Source organism: Bradyrhizobium sp. Tv2a-2, assembly GCF_000472425.1.
GTDB lineage: Bacteria > Pseudomonadota > Alphaproteobacteria > Rhizobiales > Xanthobacteraceae > Bradyrhizobium.
In genome coordinates this window covers 85,580-103,479 of the sequence record NZ_AXAI01000004.1, presented here as the reverse complement: position 1 = coordinate 103,479, position 17,900 = coordinate 85,580, and the positions used below count along the sequence as shown (strand labels likewise).

The window sequence follows — 17,900 nt, the reverse complement described above, 5'->3', positions numbered from 1 at the left end:
CGCAAACCCAGTGGCTTCGGCGGGAAAATGCGTGAGAGCGTTCACGATCATCCGTTCTCCCTGGATGCAGGGAATGCGTCAGTGCAACTGTCCTTCAGGCGTCTTCCCTTTGGTTGCCGCCCGTAATCTGACTGTGCACCTAAATCGGATGATCGGCCCGTTATGTATCGTTAGATTTTGCGAGGCGGCGTTTGCCGCGCGAGTTTTCGAGTTGACCCAGAATCAATGGCGGCCTTCGGCGAAGTCCGCGATGGCGCGCCGCGCGATGATCCCGAGTTCGCCGCGGGTGACGTATCCGCGTTCGGCCGCCTTGATCAATTGCTCAGCCACGAATTTGCGGGCGATGTGGTCGCCCCCATGCGGCAGCCTGCGGCAGGTCTCCTCCAGGACTTGATCCAATTTCGTCCTGGTGCGCTCACTCAATTCACTCATCGGACGTGGCTCGTCACTCATTGGACGTGGCTCGCTGCAACTGAAATGCCTGAAAAGAACGACGGTCGGGCGCTTGGGATAACCGGTGCTTGCAAAGTTCTTCGGCGCTGCGGTCTTCCAATCAATGGCCGGTGCAGTTGGTTCCGGATACCCGGAATACTACGGGGGGCGGCGCAGCTACTGCACGGCGCACGGCTTGCGGCGGTGCATGGGATCGGCCGCCTTTTTGCAATTGCGGTCCGCCACTCGCCGAACGATCATGAGCTCCATCAACGAAACAATCGGGGAGGCAGCTTATGGACAAGACGGTTGGCGTCATTGGGCTTGGGATTATGGGAGGCGCGATCTCGCGCAATCTGCGCCAGCGTGGATGGCGCGTCATCGGCGTCGATGTCGACGCCCGCCGCCGCGCCGAACTCGCCGCCGATGGCATCGAAATCGTCCCGGACGTGGCCAGCGCCGCCCGCTCAGCCCAGGTGCTGCTCCTGAGCCTACCGAGCCCGTCCGCCCTCAAGGACGTCGCGGCTGAGATCGCCGCGGCGAATGTGGACAGGCGGATCGTCGTTGAGCTCAGCACATTTTCGATTGAGGACAAGCTGTTCCTGCACAGAACGATGGCAGCCGCGGGCCATGATGCGCTCGATTGTCCGCTGAGCGGCACCGGCGCGCAGGCGGCGAACAGGGATCTGGTCGTCTATGCCAGCGGCGACGAGGCGGCGGTCGAGGCATGCTGCGCGCTGTTTGCGGATTTTGCCAAGAAAAGCGCCTATCTCGGGATATTCGGCAATGGCAGCCGCATGAAGTTCGTCGCCAACCTGCTGGTCGCGATCCACAATGTTGCGGCCGCGGAAGCGATGGCACTGGCAGTGAAGTCGGGACTTAATCCGGCGGATGTGATCGAGGTGGTTGCGCCTGGTGCAGGCGGATCGCGCATGTTTGAGATGCGTGCGCCGATGATGGCCCGCGATGACTATCTGCCGGCCACGATGCGGGTCTCGACCTGGAGCAAGGACATGTCGATCATTGCCAAGTTTGCCAAAAGCCTCGCGGTGGAAACGCCATGCTTTGACGCGACACGCCCGGTCTACGACGAAGCGTTGCATCTGGGATTTGGCGAGATGGATACTGCCGCGGTCTATCGCGTCATCGCGCGCCATTCGAATTTGGGCAGCGCCGGATCGTAACCTTGCGTCCGGGCTCGAAGTTGCGTTGCAAAAGCCTGCCCGCCACTACAGATGCAGCCAACAACAATTCGCCTGCGGATCGCTCATGGCCGGCTCATCCATAGCCTTCACGATCCTGTTTCCCTCTCCCTACCAGGTGGAAATCTCGAAGCTGCGGCAGCAACTCGAGGAGGCGCATCGCGCATGGGCGGTCGAGTGGAGGGCGCGGCAGGCAGACTTCAGGATCGAAAATATCCGCTTCGACCATGATCCGCTCTGGAACCAGCGTGTCTTCAGCCTGCAGGCCGCCCGCGACGGCGAGACCTGGCTGTGGCGGGTCACGCAGATGATCGTGGTGTTCGGCGGCGTATCTGTTTGAAGCGCCGACGGCTCAGAAAAATCCCCAGCTCAGATCGAGGCCGTAAGTCGACATGCCGAACAAGGCGACGACGACGAGCATGATGCCGCCAAAAATCAACCCGGCGCTTAGCTGCTCAACGTCAATTCGGATTCCGGTCGTCCGTGAGATGATCTGGGTAAGCGTAGTCATGACGTCATTCTCCAAACTGCCCCGAAGAGTGGGGCAGACTTTCATATCCCTCACGACGACCAGAGAACGTGAGCCAACTCACGCGTGCGTCGGGCGGAGACATATTTTGGAGGTTGATTGTTTCAGGATCGTTTCGTCGGCCTCTTCGTGATCAGGCCGAGCCGATTGCCGAGCCATTGCGTGGTCGGCGCCTGGATCAGGATGGTCATCAGGATGGTCACGAAAGTGACAGATGCGATCAGAGGCGCTTCCGGCGCCTTGCTGCCGAGCAGGAGGCCGGCGAGCGCGGCTGGAATGACGCCGGTCTCGCGCGTCCAGCACATGAAGAGGAGTTCGGCGAACGTCCAGCGCGCGCGGCGATCGGGTAGGGCGCAGACGAACACGGTAATCGGGCGGGCCACGAACATCAGGACGAGGGCAATGGCGACGCCACCCTCCCAGTGCCGCGCCATCTGTGCGAAATCAAGCTGGGTGCCGAGCAGGATGAAGATGAACAGGCGCATGATGAAAGCCGTGGTCAACACGAACTCGTTCAGCGTCCGCGCTTCGCCGTCCTCCATGCGAAAGCCGAGTTGCTCCTTGTTGCCGAGCACGATGCCAAACACGAACACCGCCATGAAGCCCGAGGCCTGCAGGCCGCTTGCAGCGAAATAGGCGCCGATCACCGCGACCAGCGTTACCACGGGGGCATATTCGGCAAGCACCGCCCAGCGCTCATGCGCAATCAGGAGTGCCGCGAGATAACCGAACGCAAGGCCGGCGGCGATGCCGATTACGGCTTGCTTGATCAGATCGAGGAAGGCGCCGCCGGGCGAGAAGTGCCCGCTGCCGGTCGCGACGGTCAGCACCGAGAAGGTGAGGATTGCGGCCATGGCGTCGTTGAAGGCGGATTCGCTGATCACGGTCTGGGCGACGCGCTCCGAGATCCGGATCTGGCGGAAGATCGGCACCAGCGCCGCAGGATCGGTCGAGGCGATGCATGCACCGAGCAGCAGCGCAAGCACAGGCGCTAGTCCGAACACGAGATGCGCGGCAAGCGCGACGATTGCCGCCGTGATCAGGACGCCCAGGGTCGCCAGCACCACGATGGTGATCCACACCTGCTTCAACACCGGAAGCCGGAGCGCAGCGCCGCCGTCGAACAGGATGTAGCTCGCGCCGAACAAGAGGATGGTCTGGTTCAACGCCGAGTCCGCTGAAATGTCGATCAGCTTCAGCCCGTGCGGCCCCAGCGCGATCCCCGCAAGCAGGAACAGCGCGATGTCGGGGATCCGGATCTTCTGCGCGATAAGGCCCGCGATCGTGCCGATCGCAAGGATCAATCCGCAGCTGAGCAGGGTGTGCTTGGCGATCTCGATCGAGACAGAGGTGTCCACGCGTCAAAAAATCCAGGAAGCGAGAACGGTGCTGCTTCAACAAGGCGCTCTCGACAGGTGCCTTCAGCCAAGCGCCTTCAACCAAGTCCCGATCTCGTGGATGGCGATATTGGACTGCTCCAGAAACTTGCCCATCGTGAAGAAACCATGGAATTGGCCGGGAAAGTGGCGATATGTCACAGCAACGCCAGAATCCTTCATGCGCCGCGCATAATCCGCGCCTTCGTCGCGCAAGGGATCGGCGCCTGCGGTGAGCACATAGGCCGGTGGCAGGTTGGCGAGACTTTTGGCGCGCGCGGGCGAGGCACGCCAGTCGTCGCCATCGGCGGGGCCGTTCAAATAGTGATCGCTGAACCAGCGGATCACGCTGTGCGTGAGCAGCACCGAGGTCTCTGGTTCGCTGTGCGAGGGATGGCGCATTGCGAAATCGGTGGCGGGGTAAATCAGGAGCTGTGCGGCGAGCGCAGGACCGCCGCCCTCGCGTGCGGACAAGGCCACCACCGCGGCTAGATTGCCGCCGGCGCTGTCGCCGCCGATCGTGAGGCGGGATGCATCGATGCCGAGCCGTGTTGCGTTTGCCGCAATCCATTGCGTGGCCGTGATCGCGTCCTCGACGGCCGCTGGGAATTTGTGCTCCGGTGCGAGGCGGTAATCAACCGCGATCACGATCATCTCGCCCTCATGCGCCAGCTTCTGGCAGGCGACGTCATGGGTGTCGAGATTGCCGATCACCCAGCCGCCGCCGTGAAAGAACACGAGCGCAGGCGCGAGCCCGGATTTGTCGCGGCGCCGCTGCGGCGTGTACACGCGCGCCGGGATCGTGCCACGCGGGGAGGGGATTTCGAGCGGAGCGATGCTGGCGAGCTCAGGCGGTTCGGGGCTCGCTGCCTGGCAGCCCTTCAAATAGAGTTCGCGCGCTTCCTGCGGCGTGACGGTTTCATAGGGCGGGCGGCCGGACTCCTGGAACAGCTTGTAGACAGTGGCGGCATCGGCATCGAGGGCAACGGGCATTTCCTGGCGAACCTGTGTTGGCTTTGTTGTTGGTTATCGTCATTCCGGGGCAATGCGACTATTCCATCCGGAACTGACTCTGGCCAGTGCCCCGGGGTGGCCGGCGGCCCTTTCCCCGCCGTATTCGGCGTGTTAACCCGACAACTAGCGAGCGGCGGCTGGTCCTGTGTCGCTGTACAATGACCTTAAGCCAGATGCCCTGGAGCCTGATTCGCTTAAATCATGCCGCGCGAGATGATTCGAACCATTGCCCTGACCGGTTTTGCGGCCCTTTTTGCCGCCACAGCGATCCCGTTTGCGCCGCCGGCGCGGGCGCAGATCGGCACCATCTTTTCCGATCCGCCCCCGCCGCGCCCGCCGGGCGGCATTCCCAGGGGACAGCAGCAGGCCCAGCCCGACGACGAGGAAGAGGTTCCCGAGCTGCCGCAAGGCGGCCGGGTGCTGCCAGCGCCCAACCGGCCCTATCCAGGCCAGCGACAGGGCAATGCCCTGCCGGGTCCGGTGCAGTCGGAGCCCTTGGCGCCGGTGCCAGGCACGACCGTGGTGCCGCAGAACGTGCCGCCCGGTATCGCGGTGACGCCGCCGCAGCCAAGGCAAGGCGGCAGCCAGCCGCCGCAGCAGGCCAACGTGCCACCGGGCGCCAATCCGGCGCTGCCGCCCGGACAGCCCCAGGCCAAGGGAGGCGTGCCGCCGGCGCCGGCCTCGCTGCAGCCCGGTGACGAAGTCGTCACCGAGCCGCCGGCCCAAAAAATCATCAACAAGAAGGCGAGCTTCGCCGGCCTCGACAAGATCACCGGCCGCATCATCAATTTCGACGAGGACATCGGCGAGACCGTGCAGTTCGGCGCGCTCCGGGTGAAGACCGATGCCTGCTACACGCGGCCGGCCACCGAGGCCGCCAATACCGATGCCTTTGTCGAGGTCGACGAGATCACGCTGCAGGGCGAAGTGAAGCGGATCTTCTCGGGCTGGATGTTCGCCTCAAGTCCGGGCCTGCACGCCATCGAGCATCCGGTCTACGACATCTGGCTGACCGACTGTAAGGGGCCCGAAACCACCGTGGTCAGCGCAGCGCCCGCCGCCGACCAGCCGAAGCCTCAGCCTTCGCCGGTCACGCAGCAGAAGAAGCCGCCGGTGGCCAAGCAGCCAGCCGCGCCACGGCCGCCACCCCTGCCGCAGCAGCAGACCCAGCAGCTGCCGCCGCCACCACCACCCCCGCCGCAGCCCCAGCCGCAAGGCGGCGGGCTGTTCGGGATTTTCAGGTAGTTTGAGCTCCGTTGCCGAGCAGGCGGCAATCTTGTGCTCGCCGCGACGACCGGGGGACCGTCGCCGAAGCGATTGTCGCTGGCCGGAGCTACGATCATCGCCTCGCGCCCAGGCCAGGTGACACCATCACTGCGGATCAAAGCGTCGCTGGCTAGAAGTGCAGCGCGAAATGAAACAGCCGATTCCTTCCCCCGAAGACCTGCCCCAGATAGATGGCAGACTCGATCATCCTGATCTCGTCTCGGATCCATCCCGCAACGATTGATGTTTCGGAATAGTCGAGCACAATGCATCCCTTGCCATCAAACCAGCTTTCCGCCTTGTAGACCCTGGCGACGATAGCGGCGATACCGAAAGGCGAGATCATATTCTTCAGAAGACCGGCTTTCGCATCGAAGATCTTGCCTTGCCAGGCGAAATAGCTGATGAGGCGGGCGATCTCAGGCGTAAGAGGCGTCCCCCTCGACGATCAACGCAGTTCCTTGCCCCTCACCGTCGGGTATGCCGCCTGGAGGACTCCTCGTAAACAGTTCGTTGAGGTCATCTTCAACAATTGCTCGATTTGATACGTCATCTCTCACGTTCTCCGTCCCTTTTAGCATCGGCCAAAACGAGGTCCGCCGCCTTCTCGGCGGCGATGTACACAGCGCTCGCGATGAAAAATCCGGGAATGCGCGTAAAGATGGAGGCATCGACGACACGGAGGCCGCGCGTCCCGTGAACCTTGAAGCGGGAATCGACGACGCCGTTGCGACTGCGTGGACCGATCGCACAAGTACCGCAGGCATGATGTCCCCACGCATTATCTCGGACAAATTGAGCCAGTTCCTCATCACTCTGCAGCGAGCGGCCGGGCAGTTCCTCGACGACGATGGGCTTCGGGTCATTGAGCGCGTCGACCATACGCCGAACGACACGGATGCCTTCGACGACGGCTCGCAAGTCCTCGCCGTCGGCATCGTCGCTGGCGTCGAAATAATTGAAGTCGATCTTGGGCACGGAGCGAGGATCGCTGGACACAAGCGTCACCGTTCCGGCTCGATTGCGAGTATATGCCTTCAGCACCACCCAACTCAGGTAGTCGTGGTGATCGACGATCTCGCGAGAGTAGCCCGGAAAATAGCCGAAGAACTTCGCGATCAGCGCCATCATAAATAGATCAGGTATGGGCTTCTTCGGATCCGAGCGCTGTATTACCGCAACCGCAGCGCCGGCCGAGGTGTACATTCCGGTCCGCCGCTCGGCCCATTCGCGATACAGCGGATCGCTTGCTTCGAATTTGGCGCCGTTAAGCACCGACCAAGGCTTTGCCAGCCGGTTGACCACGCTGATCTCGTAGCGATCCTGCAGGTTGCGCCCGACACCGGGAAGATCAACGCGAACTTGAATACCGTGGTTGTGGAGTTGCTCAGCCGGCCCAATTCCCGATAACATCAGGAGCTGCGGCGAATTGAAGGCGCCCCCTGCGAGTATGACTTCTCGTCGTACCCGGACACGATCGACCGTGCCGGCTGTGGTCGACGCAGATGGATCGGCACCATAGAGATGCTTACCTTTGAGATATTCAACGCCGGTCGCACGACCGTCCTCATCCAGAATCACGCGCGTCACCAGAGAGTAAAGTCGCAATTCCAGCCGATCACGATGACGGGCGATGACATCGCGGAGTCGATCGCGTGTGCCAAAGCGCTGATGATGATTGGTCGAAAGCGGGGTAAAGGAGAGCCCTTCGAAATCCCTCCGTCCGGGCAAGCGCGAATTGGGATCGCCCTCTCCAAGCACGAGCATTCGCAACACCCGGAGCGGCTGCCTTGCGGCACAGAAAAGCGAACGGGCGGAAGATATGATCAGGCGAACCAGCTGGTCGTCCCGAAATGCCTCTCTCGTACTGGCCCTCTCCGTGGAGAGCCACCCAGCCCATCCACGGCCCATTATGTTAAGACCGATCCGAGCCATCAACCGTAAGAAAGGCCTGTACTGACACTTCTCCACCAATCGCTGATAGCGCCGCATGTTGGAGGCACGCCAGGAAGCGTCTCCGGTGAGCTCGGCGATGGCGTTCCAGTCCTGGTCATGCGGGACGACAAATATCATCGCATTATGGGCGGTGCAGCCACCGAGAGTACCGGCCCGTGGGTAGAGGATGCCACGCTCGTCACTCTTCGGATCGCGGCGATGGTGTGCGTCGTCGGCGTAATGACGGACGAAGAAATCCCAGCGCATGGCCGGATGCTCCGTGGCGAACGGATGGAAAGCCGGCACGTCGTATGCATCCGGAAGCCCCGGCGTATCCATCAGGTCGGAATCGCCGCCAGCTTCAAGCAAAATAACGTGCCAACCGGCTTCTGCGAGACGAGCAGCGACCGTTCCACCGCCCGCCCCTGAGCCGACAACGACGTAATCGCAATCGACCGCGCCCGGAATCGTCATCGGACGAAATCACCTAGAACGTCTTGACGAATTCGATGAGCGCGCGCTTGTCATCGTCGCTCAAAGGCGATTCATCGGGAGTTAGGGCCGTACCGAAATAATGCCCTCGATTGACCACGAAATCCGGGCACTTATTGAGCTTTAGCAGCGGCTCCTTGAGGTTGGAAAAGATCTTGAGCAACTCTTGGTCGCTTGCCGATTTCGGCATGGCGATCAGATCGAGCTTCAATTTGACCAGAAGCTCGACCACTTGCGCGAGGTGCTCGGCTCGACGCAGGGGGGCCGACGTTTCCGCCAAGGGCTGGAGATTGGCAAGCAGATTGACCGGCACACCCGCAGGAATGGGGCCGATCACGATTGTGCCGTCCGGGTCCAAGATTTTCGGCAGCAGTTTGCGCACCGGCGCGTCGAGAACGCGCAAAAGATCCGGCTGGAAGCCGACAGGGATCCTGATGTAGCTCCGTGTCGTGGTACGATCGATGAGACCGGGAACCTTATTGCCCAGAACAGGGTCTTTCGCCCGCTGCTCTGGCCAGAGAAGTTGTTCGATCGAGGCATTGAAGACCCTCATCCGCGCATCCACTGAGGGCTCCTGTTCGAACGGGCCCAAACTGTTGTTGAGCAGGAATGGCGCGGTCGACCAGGCGCTGATGAGTGAAGCCGGCCTTGTGTATCCGCGCCCGCCTGCGGGCATCTGGTAGCTCTGCGGCGCTCCCGTGAACGGGTCGTGGATCGTGATCGACCCAACTGAGGGGAGATCCTTGTAGGACTGCGAAGAGAAATTATCCCAAATATTTCCGGAAAGCGCGTTGGTCGCAAGCGGGCTGCAGGCGTTGGTCTGCAACAAGGTAACCGGCACACGCAGCTCACTTGACAGGTAGTTTCCGTCCAGAAAATCCGGAGCGTTGACGATCGCCCGCATCCGCTGCTTGAACTCATCGGTCTTCGTCGATGCCCAATATTTGTTCCAGCACGCAAGATAATCCGGCTTGTTGCACCCTCTCGGATCGAGCCCTTCTGCCATCGGTGGCAGCTTGCTCGAATGACATCGAGCACAGGTGTCGGCAAACACTCGCTTGCCTCGATCGAGCACGGCCCGATCCGTCGATAGGTATCTTGCGCCTCCCGGTGCGTCGGCCAGATGATCGACAGAAGCCGACGCCTTGGCCAGAAACAGTGCCATTGACGGCGTCGTCGCCTCCGTGACGCGCCAGTAAACGGAATTTCGTTCGGCAACAGCGATCGACATCGGGCTGATCGGCTTTCCGCCCACCACCGCATTGAAATGGAGCAACCATTCTTCACTGAACAGACCAATATTCAGGTAGACGCGGTTCAGCGCTCCCAGCACGCCGACCGAGTCGGAGCCGTCTTTGAGCACACGTGGCGTAAAGACAACGTCCGGCTTGACGAAATAACGTGTCAGTGGTCCGTCAGGAAGGAAGTCGTTGAACTGTTTGTTGAGCAGCTGCGGTCCGGCCAACGTTTCGCGCCCCCGGCGCAAGGAGTTGTCAAGCCGAGGACCGAGCGCGTAGATTGCGTTCATGGTTCGAGGGTTGTTGATGTTGTCAGTCGAAATCAATGAGGTGTCCATGGCTCCCGGCCGGTACGTATGGACCAACTGCTCGATGAAGTTGGAGGCCTGAGAGCCATAAACGAAAATTCTGTCCACCCACATGTACTGAGCGCCGACGGTTGAACTCAGGTTTGACCATTGTGGATGTACCGGATCCGCGGGCGGTTTGGTTGGACTCGGGCCGACGTGACAAAATCCGCACGACATGCCGACGCGATAGGGCCGGACGAGGTTCTTGTCGTTATAGTAGGCCGGGTCGTTGAAGTAGCGAATCGGGTCCCAGCGTTTTGCGGCAATCTCATCAAAATCGGGGTTGGGAAACAGCCGAAGGCCGACGATGCCGCTCGGCTCACCATAATACGAGCCAACTGGGACCGTCTTGCCACGCGCTCCGATCGCTACGCCAGGATATTTGTCAGGACTGGTGAACGGATCGGCCGGACAATCCTCGCGCCGCGCATCGAGGAGCAGGCCAAACCGCTGAGGATCGGGTGCGCTTGGTGCGTCAAAGCAAGGCTCGTTGATCACCCCAAAATAGGTCCATCGTCTGCCGCGATCGATCTTCTGTTTAGGATCGTAGGCGACGATCTTCAGCAGGTCGAGCGCACCGAACGTGCTCTTTGTTATGCCGTTCCAAAGCCGGTCGTTGCCACCAGTCCAGAGAATCCACATATTGCGGCCCTTGACTTCCTCCGGAGTGAGCTTGATGCCGCCATCCATGTCATGAAAATAATCTTCGTCCGCGGGGGGAAATGACGTGACGTTACGTCCGGCCAATCGTGCTTCGTCGACCACCTGTCCGGATCGTGGCGAACTGTCGAATGCCATCAACGGAAAGCACAAGAGCATCGCCGAACCAGCTAATATGGCAGATCTTATTGACATTGAACCCCTCCTGATGTGATTTCGAGCATTGGTCGGGCAGCTTTTCCGCTGCGGCCAAGAAGATATTTTGCGCAGCATCGTCATCTGAATATGTCGAGCATCTTTCTTTCGAGCGAGATGGCGGTCTTGTCACCCTGCCACGGCACCGCATCCGGTTTCATGGCAACCTTATCGGCGCAGCTGAACGCAGAATGGACGGCGTGGAATCCAAGCGCGCGATAGACCTCGAACTGTTCCTCGGAGAAGAACTGATCCAATGTCGTCTCGTGAGGGAATTCGGGATGGCGTCGCTTATAATCCACGATGTAGTCGTTCTCGTCGCCGGTGAATGACGACTTCACAAAAAGCAGAACGCCAGTGCTATCATCCTCGTGTGTCTCGCCGGCCTTCCCGGGATAATGGATGGTGCCGAGGGCACAGTGGGGTCCATGTGATTCCTGGCCCGGCGACAGTCCGCTGCTTTTAACAATCTCCTGCGAAGCTCGCCGGCTCTCATCGCGCAAGGCAGCCCATGGAAGATCAATTCGAACGCCGAAATCAATGCGCGCATAACGCTCAAGAGTGACCAGATCCCCAAACGACATCTCTGGATCCTCGTCACCATCTATAGCAACGATCAACTTGCAGCGTCGGCGCAACAGCTCATAGAGGCCGAGGTTTTCGATGTGTCCTCCATCAGTGAGGTATACGGTCTCACTCTCCTCACTCAATAAGCCGAAGAGTTCCTTGAAAAAATACAGGCGATCGAACGACCGCGCGATCAGCGATTTTTTCAGCACACCGGCGACCTTGCGGGGATTGATGAGCCAATAACCCAAGCGAACATTGAGAATGGACAGTGCCGGCACCGCAGGCTTGATCGTGTCCGATCCCATATTTGCCGAGGTCGCCGCCCCCGACACCGCCATGGCTGTTGCGACCGTAATTCCGCGCTGCTCCTTCTCCATTAGTAGCGTTTCAACATAGCCGGTGGCTTCACTTCCCGTGAATAACGGACTGAAGATGAAGAAATCAGCATTCCGACCACGCCGATTGGCATATTTAGACGCGCCGATATTCAGGGCTGTGTTGATCAGATGATACGGCGCATGCGCTGTGGTCAAACTACTGATGCGCTTGTCCTTCAACGGAAGCAGATCAGAGTTGCGCAAAGCGGCATCAGTTTCGGCGCCGCTCATCTCGGCCGGGCACCTCCAGATGCCCTCCGTCAGCCGCCGATTGGGATCAAATAAGAACGCCTTGCTCAGGCGATCCCGGTAAATCCGATGGAGGGAATTTGCGTTTGCGCGGAAACATGCACCGATGGCCAAAAGAAGAACACTAGCTCCAACATAGAAGGTCGCAACGTTTCCGCCGAGGTACGGAGTTGCCTGGGAGAGCGCTTTCAGCCAGGTCTGCTGATGGTTCGGATCGCCAGCCTCGATTCCCCAATAGGCGAGATAGAAGTAGATCAGCCACAACGCCAACGGCACGGCAGCGCCTGCCATATACATTGCAAGTTTGATCGCGATCCCGGCGAGGAGCGTCCGCGAGGAACCGAGCTGTTCTTCCGCACGCCTTAGAGCGTTGGCAAGAGTGCTGCTCGAAAATCCAACGAGAGTCCCGAAGCTGGCGAGCAACCCCGCAACGGTACTTAGCCACTTTGCCACGGCGGCGAAGAGGCCACCGGCGTCGTGCCCAATCAGAAAGAAGCCGGCCAACAGCAATGGCTGGACCTCGACGATTGCGGTCGCAAGCAGGATGACCAGCAGGACTCCAAAGAAGCGGGCTCCGACGCCGACATCGGAAGCATGACGTCCCAAGGGCATCGATCGCCACAACGCCCAAAGGGCCAGAAGGACGCCGACAATCAAAACACCGCCAAGCATGAACGTGAAATCGCTAATGGCTACGCCGCGAACGCCGATCGCCGGCAGGGCGGCCTGATCTGGATAAAGCGCGACCGTAACTGCCGCTTCCAGCAGGAGCCAAGGCATCACGAGCACGGCATTTGCGAATAGGCCACGCAGATAGACGGCAACGTTTGCGAAGATGTTGAGAACGCCCTTCGGAAAAAGAAAGTTCGCGTGATCGCGGATGTGTTGAACGCCAGCTTGCTCGCCCTCGCATAATTTGCTCGCAAACGGAAATCTCTCAGTGGCGCTTTCGCTCATGGCGGCCGTCATCGATAGTCCGACATAGCCTCCGCCGGATACGCTCGAGAGATAGTCAAATTTGTTCATTAAGCCGCGAGAATCGAGCGCTTGCATGGCTCCAAGGCAGAACGCCGCTGATCGCATTCCACCACCGGAGAGCGCAAGGCCGATCAACTTTGACTCGGGTGTCGGACGCAATACCGGCGTTCCATCCCGCTGGCGCTCCTCTTCTTCCAGTAGGACGGGGCCTCGCTGCTGCAGCCTGCGGCGCTTATTGATTGCGTTGACCTCATGCGCAAAGATCTCATGGAAGCTCTTGATACTCATCCGCCGCACTTCCGATCAGCCTTGCGAAATGGCAACGTCGAAAAACCTGAGTCCTGCACCGCCTGCCGATCAAAAGGATCGAGCACCCTTCGCGTCCCGGCCGAATGCGAGAGTTCATTGATTTGCCCAAGGACGCCGATTTGATCCTCGACGGATCTGTGGGAAGAAGTCCGCTTTGCTCGCCTGCGATTTAGATTCATTGACAACTTTCAGACGCTTCTGGCTTAGCGCGTTCGCGCGATCGACTGCTGAGAATGCCACCTAAGATAGACGCTCGGTGGCTACGCAAGTATGTCGCTTATGGCGAATGACGTTACAGACGAAATCAACATGATCGATTTATCGAACTAAGCCCAACTCTCAATCTATGCGAGTGATGAACTACCTCGAGTCGAAGATGCCGAACGTAAACGTCGCTCTGCATGCGGGAGAGCTGACGCACGGACTCGTGACGCCCGAACGCTTACGCTCCCACATTCGAGCAGCGGTCGAGACGTTCGGTCATGGCGTTGATGTCATGTACGAAGACCGACCGTGCGAGCTGTTGCAAATGCTTGCCGATCGGCACATTGCGGTGGAAATCGCTCTCACCGCTCATTTTGGGCGTGGCGGGCAAGCAGCACCCGTTGCCAATCGATCGGCGCTTCCTCTAGTCATTGCGACCGATGACGAATTGTGGTCCAGAACCGATATGACCAATGAGCTGGCGGCTGCGCCGATTGGCCAGCGCGCCGCTGAACGGCCGGAATAGGGATTGGGGCTATAACAGGCCGAATTGCGCCAACACTTCGCCGATAAAAGAAAATCACTGGCCGATAAGGACGGTCCAGAACCGGATCCGCCAGTTCTGTCCGGGATCATACATTAGCTACCCCCGCGCCGCGATGATGGCGAGCGCTTCAATGCCCGGGATCGGCCGGTCGACCGGAAGCCTTGCAAAATTTGCGGATTCTCCGAGCAGTGCCTTGTCGAGCAGCGCGGTATAGCGGCGGCGAGGCACTTCGACTGCGCCGAAGGTCTTCAGATGGTCGGTGACATATTGGGTGTCGAGCAGCTCGAAGCCGCCTTCGATCAGCCGCGCGACCAGATGTACCAGCGCGACTTTGGAGGCGTCGCGGGCGCGGTGGAACATGCTCTCGCCGAAAAAGGCGCGTCCCAGGCTGACGCCATAGAGCCCGCCGACCAGCTCGTCACCCTGCCACGCCTCCACGCTGTGGCAATGGCCAAGGGCATGCAACCGGCCATAAAGATCGCGGATCCGCTTGTTGATCCAGGTGTCCTCACGCCCTTCCTGGGGAGCTGCGCAGCCGGCCATCACCGCCTTGAAGGCGGTGTTGACCCTTACGGTGAAGACATCCGCGCGCACGGTACGGGCGAGGCGAGAGGTAACGCGAAAGCCCGCCAGCGGGATGATGCCGCGCATTTCGGGCTCGACCCAGAACAGGCTGGGATCGTCTGCGCTCTCGGCCATCGGGAAAATGCCGCAGGCATAGGCCCGCAGCAACACTTCGGGCGTGATGTCGGAGGAGGCGGAGTCGCGGGACGTCATGACCGCAAGCTTAGCAGGTTGAGCGAATCTGCGCGATGGCTTTGCGCTGCACCGTACGATCGGGATTCGGTATCGGGCGCACTTGACCTCAGCTCGCGACGGCGGCGCTGGCGGATTTGGCGGGCGAAGCCTTGATGCGGGGAAAGCGGAGCACGATCCTGGTGCCGCTATGGACGGGGTCGCGCGCCACGTCCGCCTCGAGCTTCGCCGCCATCGCGGTGACGATACGTTGGCCCATGCCGGTCGAGCGGGGGTCGGATTTGCCATTATCGCCGACACCATCGTCGGCGATCGACAGCACGAGCTCGTCGCCCTCGGCGCGCAAATCCACATGGATCGGACCTGAGCCGTCGGGATAGGCGTATTTCACCGCGTTCATCACCAGCTCGTTGACGATGATGCCGATCGCGACCGCGCGGTCCGGATCGATCTCGATCGGCTCCGATGTCAGCGTCAGACGCGACATCCGGTTGCCCTCGGCCGACCGGCGCAGATCGTCGAGCAGCGATTCCAGGTATTGGTTGAGCAGCACGTTCTTCAGGTCATGGGAGGTGTAGAGCCGGCGATGCACCTGCGCGACCGCAGCAACGCGGCCCATCGCATTGGTGAGCGCTGCCTTGACATCCTCCTGCGCGGCCGAGTTGGCCTGCAGGTGCAGGAGCGAAGCGATGATCTGCAGACTGTTGCCGACACGGTGGTTGACCTCGCGCAGCAAAAGCTCGCGCTCGGCGGCAAGCGCTGCAAAACGGTCGCGCGAGGCGTGGACCTCGGCTTCGGCCTCGTCGCGCGCCTTCTGCAGGCGGGCCTGTTTCAGCGCGCCACTGGCTGCGACCTGCAGCAACGGAATGAACTCGCCCTGGACGTCCTTGACGAGATAGTCGGCTGCGCCCGCCTTCAAAGCGGTGACCGCAATCGAGGAATCCTGCGAGGCCGTCACGAACACGACCGGGGGTGCGTCGGGGATTGCCAGAATCCGCTGCAGCGTGTCGAGCCCGTCGAGCCCAGGCATATATTGATCGAGCGCGACCACGTCGACACCGCCTTCCGCGATGCGCGCAAGTCCTTCCTCGCCGCTCGTCGCCTGCAGCACCTTGAATCCGAGGCGCGTCAGGCCGCGATCGACCAGACGCGCCAGTACCGCGTCGTCATCGATATAGAGCAGCGTGGGCGTGTTGGCGTTCATATGGCGGCCGGCGGTACCTGAATGACTGAGAAGAACAGACCGAGCTGCCGGATGGCGTTGGCGAAGCTCTCGTAGTTCACTGGCTTGGTGATATAGACGCTGCAGCCGAGTTCGTAGCATCGCTTGATCTCCTGGGCGTCGTCGGTCGTGGTCAAAACCACCACGGGCGTGCTCTTGAAATGCTTGCTCTCCTTCAGCTGCCGCAGGATCTCGGTTCCAGTCATGTCGGGCAGGTTGAGATCGAGCAGGATCAGGAGCGCCTGTCCCTTGTGCGCGGAACCGCTGTGATCCTTAGCGAACAGGTAGGCTAGGGCGTCTGTACCGTTGCTGAACGGGATGATCTCGTTGTTGACGCCGGAACGGCGGATGTTCCGCTCGATCAGCCGGGCATGGCCTTCGTCGTCCTCGATCATGATGATGGTGACGGGTGTCGTCATGCTTCCTCGTTCCGGTTGCCGGCGGTCCACTGCAGGGGAAGTGTTATCGTGAAGCTCGAGCCGCTGTTAAGCTCTGAATTGACCGACATGGTTCCTCCAAGCCGGCGCACAAGCGTGCGGACATGTGCCAACCCGATTCCCTGGCCGGGCTTGTCCTGGGTTCCGGCGCGACGGAACAGGTCGAAGATGCGCTGGTGATCCTTCGGATCGATGCCGCGGCCGTTGTCGGCGACCTCGAAAACGGCAAACCCAAGTTTGGTGCGCCCCTTCACCGTGATGATGCCGGGGATGTCCGGTTTCAGATATTTGATCGCATTGTCGATCAGGTTCGAAAAGATTTGCTCCAGCGCAAGACGGTCGCTGGTCAAATTCGGCAGGTTCCCGATTTCGATCCTGGCCTCGGCTTTGGCCGCCTGGTGCGCGAGCGTCGAGACAATGGTCTCGATCAATTGACGCATGTCGATCCGCACCGGCTCGAACTGGCGCCGGCCCTCGCGGGTGAGGTTGAGGATCGCCGAGATCAGCCGGTCCATCTTCCCGATTGATGATTTGATGAAGGAGAGCGCCTCGGAAAAATCCTGCGCCAACCGCTGGTCCTCGCCTTCGAGCGCGGGCTCGGCGTCCACGGTGGCGATCGGTTCGGGTGAGGCGGCAGCGGCGCGGCCCAGCGCGGCGACGCGCTTGAATATGTCCTGGCGAAGCTCGTCCAATTCGCTGGTGAAGCCCATGATGTTGACCAGCGGCGAACGCAGGTCGTGGCTGACGATATAGGCGAAGCGCTGGATTTCATTGTTGGCTTCGCGCAAGTCCGCGGTACGTTCGTCCACGGTGGCCTCGAGGTTGAGATTGGCGTCGCGCAGCGCCGCTTCGGCGGCGTCACGCGCCTGTGCCGACCGGCGCAGCAGCACGATCGATATTGCAGCGAAAGCAACAACCAAGCCAGAGCCGGTGATGGTGACGGTCGACGACAGCTGTTGCGTGCGATCAGCATTGGTGCTGCGCAGGACGAACAGCCGGTTCTCCTCGGCAAGCATCGCCTCGGCGAGCTTCTGGATGGCTTCCGCCGTGCTGCCTGTCGCAGCTTCGCGCACCATGGCCGTGGCCCCGGCCAGATCGCCGTGGCTGACGGCGTTGATTTCCCGCTCGAACAGCGCGAGACGGGTTGCGATGGCGCTGCGCAGATTGTCGATATTTTCACGCTGCGCCGGGTTGTCCACGGTCAGGCTGTCGAGCTTGTCGACCTCGGTCGGAATTGCTGCCGCGGCGTCCCTGTAGTCGTTCAGGAATTCGGGCGCTGCCGTCAGCAGGTAACCACGCGCCGAGCTTTCGGCGCGGCGAAGCTCGAGGAGAAGGGCGTTGGTCTGGTTCTCCACTTCGATCGTATGGATGACCCAGGCGCTGTCGTTCCGCGCCTTGTTGACCAGCAGCACGGAGGCGGCGCTGATCGCCACCAGCACCAGGAATGCCGCTGTGAGCAGCAGGATTTGCAGCAGCGCACGCCTGTGCCTGCGTTCAGGCGTCACGGCCAGATCGCGTCGTAGCTGATGGATATCGACGTCCCCCGAAGCGGCAATCACTTA

Annotated in this window: 16 protein-coding genes and 1 pseudogene; 5 read left to right on the top strand and 12 right to left on the bottom strand. The window is 60.8% G+C overall.

Annotated elements, in window-relative coordinates:
• Positions 1-222: 222 nt before the first annotated feature.
• Entirely contained in the window at positions 223-432 is a 210-nt protein-coding gene (locus A3AI_RS0109045; protein ID WP_024515282.1) for a hypothetical protein, read from the bottom strand.
• 287 nt (positions 433-719) lie between these two features.
• On the opposite strand from A3AI_RS0109045, the pseudogene A3AI_RS49895 reads away from it, so the two are divergent.
• From A3AI_RS49895 to A3AI_RS0109030, 3 genes and pseudogenes are all read left to right on the top strand, one after another.
• Positions 720-1,196 (top strand): annotated as a pseudogene (locus A3AI_RS49895) (NAD(P)-binding domain-containing protein); the annotation flags it as partial.
• A complete protein-coding gene (locus A3AI_RS49890; protein ID WP_283807223.1) occupies positions 1,170-1,616 on the top strand; it encodes an NAD-binding protein in 447 nt (148 codons plus the stop codon). The pseudogene A3AI_RS49895 and the gene A3AI_RS49890, both read left to right, overlap by 27 nt.
• An 85-nt stretch (positions 1,617-1,701) precedes the next feature.
• A complete protein-coding gene (locus A3AI_RS0109030; protein ID WP_024515280.1) occupies positions 1,702-1,974 on the top strand; it encodes a hypothetical protein in 273 nt (90 codons plus the stop codon).
• Positions 1,975-1,986: 12 nt separating this feature from the next.
• On the opposite strand, the gene A3AI_RS47320 is transcribed toward A3AI_RS0109030, so the two are convergent.
• From A3AI_RS47320 to lipP1, 3 genes are all read right to left on the bottom strand, one after another.
• The gene (locus tag A3AI_RS47320; protein WP_156927696.1) at positions 1,987-2,145 is read right to left on the bottom strand and encodes a hypothetical protein; all 159 of its coding nucleotides are present in this window, start codon (positions 2,143-2,145) and stop codon (positions 1,987-1,989) included.
• Positions 2,146-2,267: 122 nt separating this feature from the next.
• Entirely contained in the window at positions 2,268-3,521 is a 1,254-nt protein-coding gene (locus tag A3AI_RS0109020) for a cation:proton antiporter (RefSeq protein WP_024515278.1), read from the bottom strand.
• Positions 3,522-3,584: 63 nt separating this feature from the next.
• A complete protein-coding gene (gene lipP1 / locus A3AI_RS0109015; RefSeq protein ID WP_024515277.1) occupies positions 3,585-4,532 on the bottom strand; it encodes a LipP1 family hormone-sensitive lipase in 948 nt (315 codons plus the stop codon).
• A gap of 234 nt (positions 4,533-4,766) precedes the next feature.
• On the opposite strand from lipP1, the gene A3AI_RS0109010 reads away from it, so the two are divergent.
• Complete coding sequence (locus A3AI_RS0109010; protein ID WP_024515276.1) at positions 4,767-5,798, top strand: DUF2155 domain-containing protein; 1,032 nt, start codon at positions 4,767-4,769, stop codon at positions 5,796-5,798.
• A gap of 151 nt (positions 5,799-5,949) precedes the next feature.
• Here the strand turns inward: A3AI_RS0109010 and A3AI_RS48710 are convergent, their stop codons facing one another.
• The 4 genes from A3AI_RS48710 to A3AI_RS45180 form a co-directional block, all read right to left on the bottom strand.
• On the bottom strand, positions 5,950-6,165 hold the full coding sequence (locus A3AI_RS48710) for a hypothetical protein (RefSeq protein WP_198030083.1): 216 nt from the start codon (positions 6,163-6,165) through the stop codon (positions 5,950-5,952).
• A 203-nt stretch (positions 6,166-6,368) separates the two neighbouring features.
• The gene (locus A3AI_RS0109000) at positions 6,369-8,228 is read right to left on the bottom strand and encodes a GMC family oxidoreductase (RefSeq protein WP_024515275.1); all 1,860 of its coding nucleotides are present in this window, start codon (positions 8,226-8,228) and stop codon (positions 6,369-6,371) included.
• 13 nt (positions 8,229-8,241) lie between these two features.
• On the bottom strand, positions 8,242-10,599 hold the full coding sequence (locus tag A3AI_RS0108995) for a c-type cytochrome (protein ID WP_198030082.1): 2,358 nt from the start codon (positions 10,597-10,599) through the stop codon (positions 8,242-8,244).
• A 170-nt stretch (positions 10,600-10,769) separates the two neighbouring features.
• Positions 10,770-13,151, bottom strand: coding sequence for a patatin-like phospholipase family protein (locus A3AI_RS45180; RefSeq protein ID WP_024515273.1), 2,382 nt, complete (start codon positions 13,149-13,151; stop codon positions 10,770-10,772).
• Between the two features lie 376 nt (positions 13,152-13,527).
• On the opposite strand from A3AI_RS45180, the gene A3AI_RS0108985 reads away from it, so the two are divergent.
• Complete coding sequence (locus A3AI_RS0108985; protein ID WP_036047772.1) at positions 13,528-13,902, top strand: amidohydrolase family protein; 375 nt, start codon at positions 13,528-13,530, stop codon at positions 13,900-13,902.
• A gap of 117 nt (positions 13,903-14,019) precedes the next feature.
• Here the strand turns inward: A3AI_RS0108985 and aat are convergent, their stop codons facing one another.
• The 4 genes from aat to A3AI_RS0108965 form a co-directional block, all read right to left on the bottom strand.
• Positions 14,020-14,700: a leucyl/phenylalanyl-tRNA--protein transferase gene (gene aat / locus A3AI_RS0108980; RefSeq protein ID WP_024515271.1), complete on the bottom strand. Its 681-nt coding sequence runs from the start codon at positions 14,698-14,700 to the stop codon at positions 14,020-14,022.
• A gap of 88 nt (positions 14,701-14,788) precedes the next feature.
• Positions 14,789-15,883: a sensor histidine kinase gene (locus A3AI_RS0108975; protein WP_024515270.1), complete on the bottom strand. Its 1,095-nt coding sequence runs from the start codon at positions 15,881-15,883 to the stop codon at positions 14,789-14,791.
• Positions 15,880-16,320: a response regulator gene (locus tag A3AI_RS0108970; RefSeq protein ID WP_024515269.1), complete on the bottom strand. Its 441-nt coding sequence runs from the start codon at positions 16,318-16,320 to the stop codon at positions 15,880-15,882. Before A3AI_RS0108970 ends, A3AI_RS0108975 begins: the two co-directional genes overlap by 4 nt.
• Positions 16,317-17,843 (bottom strand): sensor histidine kinase, encoded by a 1,527-nt coding sequence (locus A3AI_RS0108965; protein WP_024515268.1) that lies wholly within the window; start codon positions 17,841-17,843, stop codon positions 16,317-16,319. The genes A3AI_RS0108970 and A3AI_RS0108965 overlap by 4 nt, the downstream gene beginning before the upstream one ends.
• Positions 17,844-17,900 lie beyond the last annotated feature (57 nt).

Coding starts and splice junctions, on each gene's coding strand:
- A3AI_RS0109045 (WP_024515282.1), bottom strand. CDS start 432: ATGAGTGAATTGAGTGAGCGCACCAGGACGAAATTGGATCAAGTCCTG.
- A3AI_RS0109030 (WP_024515280.1), top strand. CDS start 1,702: ATGGCCGGCTCATCCATAGCCTTCACGATCCTGTTTCCCTCTCCCTAC.
- A3AI_RS47320 (WP_156927696.1), bottom strand. CDS start 2,145: ATGACTACGCTTACCCAGATCATCTCACGGACGACCGGAATCCGAATT.
- lipP1 (WP_024515277.1), bottom strand. CDS start 4,532: ATGCCCGTTGCCCTCGATGCCGATGCCGCCACTGTCTACAAGCTGTTC.
- A3AI_RS0109010 (WP_024515276.1), top strand. CDS start 4,767: ATGATTCGAACCATTGCCCTGACCGGTTTTGCGGCCCTTTTTGCCGCC.
- A3AI_RS48710 (WP_198030083.1), bottom strand. CDS start 6,165: ATGATCTCGCCTTTCGGTATCGCCGCTATCGTCGCCAGGGTCTACAAG.
- A3AI_RS0109000 (WP_024515275.1), bottom strand. CDS start 8,228: ATGACGATTCCGGGCGCGGTCGATTGCGATTACGTCGTTGTCGGCTCA.
- A3AI_RS45180 (WP_024515273.1), bottom strand. CDS start 13,151: ATGAGTATCAAGAGCTTCCATGAGATCTTTGCGCATGAGGTCAACGCA.
- A3AI_RS0108985 (WP_036047772.1), top strand. CDS start 13,528: ATGAACTACCTCGAGTCGAAGATGCCGAACGTAAACGTCGCTCTGCAT.
- aat (WP_024515271.1), bottom strand. CDS start 14,700: ATGACGTCCCGCGACTCCGCCTCCTCCGACATCACGCCCGAAGTGTTG.
- A3AI_RS0108975 (WP_024515270.1), bottom strand. CDS start 15,883: ATGAACGCCAACACGCCCACGCTGCTCTATATCGATGACGACGCGGTA.
- A3AI_RS0108970 (WP_024515269.1), bottom strand. CDS start 16,320: ATGACGACACCCGTCACCATCATCATGATCGAGGACGACGAAGGCCAT.